A 3,976-nucleotide genomic window follows, 5' to 3' on the forward strand; every position below is an offset into this window, starting at 1 on the left:
GCGGGGGGGGGGGGGCGCGGCGGGGGGGGGGGCGGGGGGGGGGGGCGGGCCCCCCCCCCCCCCCCCCGCGCCGGGGAGTACGCGGTGGTGCGCGACCCGCGCGCCGACGCCGTGCCAGCAGAACGTGCCAGCGTGGCGGGTCACCAGGACGTGCCAGCGGCACGGGCACCGCGGCCCGTCGCCGTCGCGACCCCATAAGGATCACGACAAGATCCCCTAACCCTCCGGTTCTTCCGCCGACGGGCGCCCCGTCCTCGTAGGCTGTCCACATGATGGAACTGCCCGCCCGGCGCCTGCTGCTCGTGCACGCGCACCCCGACGACGAGTCGATCACCAACGGGGCGACCATGGCCAAGTACGCGGCCGAAGGCGCCCGCGTGACCCTGGTCACCTGCACCCTCGGCGAGGAGGGCGAGGTCATCCCGCCCGACCTGGCCCGGCTCACCGCCGACCGCGAGGACGCCCTGGGCGCCCATCGCGTGCGGGAGCTGGCGACCGCCATGAAGGCGTTGGGCGTTCACGATCACCGGTTCCTCGGCGGCCCCGGCCGATACCGCGACTCGGGCATGATGGGCCTCCCGCAGAACCGTCGCGAAGGCTCCTTCTGGAGCGCCGACCTGGACGAGGCCGCGGCCCACCTGGTGGAAGTCATCCGCGAGCTCCGCCCCCAGGTCCTGGTCACCTACGACCCGAACGGCGGCTACGGCCACCCCGACCACATCAAGGCCCACCGCGTCGCCGTCCGCGCGGCGGACCTCGCGGCGGAGCGCGCCTACCGCCGCGACCTCGGCGAGCCGCACACCATCGACAAGATCTACTGGAACCGGGTCCCCAGGTCCGTGGTCGAGGACGGCTTCGCCCGGCTCGACGAGGCCCTGCCCGGCCTGCCGTTCCCGCGCGCCGCGTCCGTCGGTGACGTGCCCGGCGTGGTCGCCGACGACCGGGTCACCACCGTCGTCGACGGCAGTGCGCACGCCGAGGAGAAGGCCGCCGCGATGCGCGCCCACGTCACCCAGGTCGAGGTCGCAGGACCCTGGTTCGCCCTCTCCAACCAACTGGCACAGCCGCTGTTCGCCGTCGAGTACTACGAACTCGCCCGCGGCACCGCGGTCGGCACCCCGGAGACCGACCTGTTCGCCGGAGTGGCGGACGCCCCCGCGCCCGGCGCCGGCGACACGATCGGCGCGCCCCGGTCCGTCCCGGCGTCCTCCGCCGACGAAGGGGCGGCGGCCCGATGAGCTCCCCCGCACCCGAACCCGGTCCCGGCGGCTTCCTGCTCCAGGGACCGCCGCCCGCGGGCCGGATCGCCGCCTACGTCCTGCTGTTCGTCCTCGGCCTGGTGATCGGCGTGGCCGGCTCGCTCCTCCAAGGGGGCTGGTTCCCCGGCGGGTTGCTGCTCTCCCTCGCCGGGACGGGCGGACTGTTCCTCGGCGGCTCGTTCGCCACCCGGACCCGGGCCGGAGCGGTCGCGCCCGCCGCGGGATGGCTGGTCGCCGTCATCCTGCTCACCTCCAGCCGCCCGGAGGGGGACTTCCTGTTTGCGACGGGCTTCGGTTCGTACGCGTACCTGCTCGGCGGGATCGCCGTCGCTGTGATGTGTGCCACCCTCGGCCGGGTGGTGCAACCGGGCGCGGATCCCGCCCGACTTGGCAAGTGACGTACCACTTCGCCGTGGCACGGCGGGTCGGGTTCGGCGGGGTTCTCGCCACGGCCGCAGTCCGCTTGCCGGCGGCGGCCAGTATGGTGGTGCGCGCCGCCGAACTACCCCAGCCTGCGACGGGGGAAACCCCCTAGCGAGGTCGAGTCGGGCGGTGGAGCCAACCGGGAGAACCTGCCTTGAGTCGTGAAACTGACAGTTCGTCCTCCGGGCCGCACGGGCGCGGAGGAGCCGCATACCCGTCGGGGACACCGGCGTACGGCACCCCCGCCGGTGCCGCCCCGGGTGTCGGGTCGGACGAGCGCCAGAGTGCCGACGCCTCCGCAGAGGACCGCAAGACGGAGACGACCCTGACCACCCGGGTCCGCATCAACATCCCCGGGTCGCGGCCGATCCCACCGGTCGTCATGCGCACCCCGGTCGCCGAGTCCGATGCGGCGCCCGGCCGGGACGCCGACACCGGGGCCACCCGCCAGCCGGGGGTGCCCGGCCAGGCCGAGGCCCCGGCGGCCCCCGCCGCCCCGGCTCCCCGGCCGCCCGGCCAGGGTGCCGACGGTGATCCGGAGAAGCCGAGCGCATGGTTCGCGCCCCGCAAGTCGGGCCCCGCGCGCGGCGGCCCGTCGAGCACGCCCGCCAACGGCACGCCGATGCACCCCGGTTCGCCGGCCGCCCCGGCCCCGGCGAACCACGGCCACGGTCACGTTCCCGGCGGCGGCACCCTCGGGGGGCTGCCCGTCGGCGGCCCGCAGGACACCCACGGCGACCTCCCGTACTTCACCCCCGGCCCGCCCGCCGGCGTCCCCCAGGGGCCCGAGGCGACCGGTGAGATGCCACGGGTCGGGACGCCGCGGATGAGCGACGACACCGCCGTCCTCACGCCGCAGCAGCACGCCCCGGCGCCCCCCGGCGGCCCCCTGGCATCCGGGGGTCCCATCGGCGCCGTGCCCGCCGGACCCGGCGACAACGTCTCGGGGCACACCCTCACCAGCGGCATCCCCGTGGTGCAGCCCGGCGTGACCCACCCCGCCCCGGGGGGCGAGGTCCCGGGCGCCGGGCCCGCCGCGCAGCCGCCCGCACCCGCTCCGGTGTTCCCGCCGCCCGCCGCCGACAAGCCGGCCGGGCCGACCGGGCCGGCTGCACCGGCTGCACCGGCCGGGCCGACGGGGTCGGCCACATCGACCAAGCCGGCCAAGAAGAAGGGCCGCAGCAAGCTCGTCCTGCTCGCGGTGCTCGTCGTGCTGGCCGGCTCGGGAACCTACGGCGCCGGACTGCTGCTCAACCACTCGGACGTCCCCAAGGGCACCACCGTGCTGGGCGTCGACATCGGCGGCGGCACCCGCGACGAGGCCGTGAAGAAGCTCGACGCGGCCCTCGGCAAGCGGATCACCCAGCCGCTCCAGCTCTCCGTCGACGGCAAGACGGTGCCGCTCCGGCCCGACCAGGCCGGTCTGACCTTCGACACGGACGCCACCGTGGCGTCCGCCGCGGGCAGCGACTACCACCCGGTCTCCGTGGTCACCTCCCTGTTCGGCGAGAAGCGCGTCGTCTCCCCGTCGATGCCGGTCGACACCGAGAAGCTCCAGGTCCAGCTGGAACGGGCGGTCGGCGGCGGCAGCAGCGGCGCGGGCGACGGCGGAATCCGGTTCGAGGGCGGCAAGGCCGTCGCCGCCTACGGCAAGCCCGGCAAGGGCGTCGACGTGAAGGGCTCGCTGCCTGCCATCGAGGAGGCGTTCCGGGCCCAGGTCGAGACGGGCAAGTCCACGCCCGTCAAGCTCGCCGCCACCGACCGCGAGCCGTCGATCACCAAGGCCGAGGTGGACCGGATGATGAAGGAGTTCGCCGAGCCCGCGATGTCCGGTCTCGTCACCATCACCGCCGGCCCGAACGCCTCGATCCCCTTCGGCCCGGACAAGTCGCTGCCGCAGATCATCGGGGTGAAGGCGGTGAACGGCAAGCTCGTCGACACCTACGACCTGGCGGCGCTCCAGAGCCTGTACGGCAGCACCTTCGACGGGGTCCTGGTCACCCGGGGCACCGGCGAGAAGACCGCGGTGACCCCGCAGGACGTCGCCTCGGCCCTCAAGCAGGCCCTCAAGGGCAAGACCCAGGCCGAACGCACCGTGGCCATCCCCCTGGACGCGTCCTGAAGCCCGTTCACGGCCCTCCGTGACAGCCCCCTGACGTCCACGGTGCCCTGCGGGGTGCGGGTGGCGCCTCCCGGGCGTGCGCTGTCCCGTGCGGGTGCGTGGGGGCTGTTCGCGCAGTTCCCCGCGCCCCTGACGGGGCCCGTGCTTGTTGTGCGCCCGGTCAGGGGCGCGG

Annotated in this window: 3 protein-coding genes; all 3 read left to right on the top strand. The window is 75.3% G+C overall.

Annotated elements, in window-relative coordinates:
* The first annotated feature begins 269 nt into the window (after nt 1–269).
* The 3 genes from mshB to ACFWIA_RS27205 all read left to right on the top strand — a co-directional run bounded on the left by mshB (nt 270) and on the right by ACFWIA_RS27205 (nt 3,804).
* Nucleotides 270–1,238: an N-acetyl-1-D-myo-inositol-2-amino-2-deoxy-alpha-D-glucopyranoside deacetylase gene (gene mshB / locus ACFWIA_RS27195; protein ID WP_387009485.1), complete on the top strand. Its 969-nt coding sequence runs from the start codon at nt 270–272 to the stop codon at nt 1,236–1,238.
* Entirely contained in the window at nt 1,235–1,657 is a 423-nt protein-coding gene (locus ACFWIA_RS27200) for a DUF6113 family protein (protein ID WP_387009487.1), read from the top strand. Before mshB ends, ACFWIA_RS27200 begins: the two co-directional genes overlap by 4 nt.
* A gap of 179 nt (nt 1,658–1,836) precedes the next feature.
* Nucleotides 1,837–3,804: a hypothetical protein gene (locus ACFWIA_RS27205; protein WP_387009489.1), complete on the top strand. Its 1,968-nt coding sequence runs from the start codon at nt 1,837–1,839 to the stop codon at nt 3,802–3,804.
* Nucleotides 3,805–3,976: the final 172 nt, after the last annotated feature.

Origin of the sequence: Streptomyces sp. NPDC127068, from assembly GCF_042724695.1 — a bacterium.
Taxonomy (GTDB): Bacteria; Actinomycetota; Actinomycetes; order Streptomycetales; family Streptomycetaceae; genus Streptomyces.

Coding starts and splice junctions, on each gene's coding strand:
- mshB (WP_387009485.1), top strand. CDS start 270: ATGATGGAACTGCCCGCCCGGCGCCTGCTGCTCGTGCACGCGCACCCC.
- ACFWIA_RS27200 (WP_387009487.1), top strand. CDS start 1,235: ATGAGCTCCCCCGCACCCGAACCCGGTCCCGGCGGCTTCCTGCTCCAG.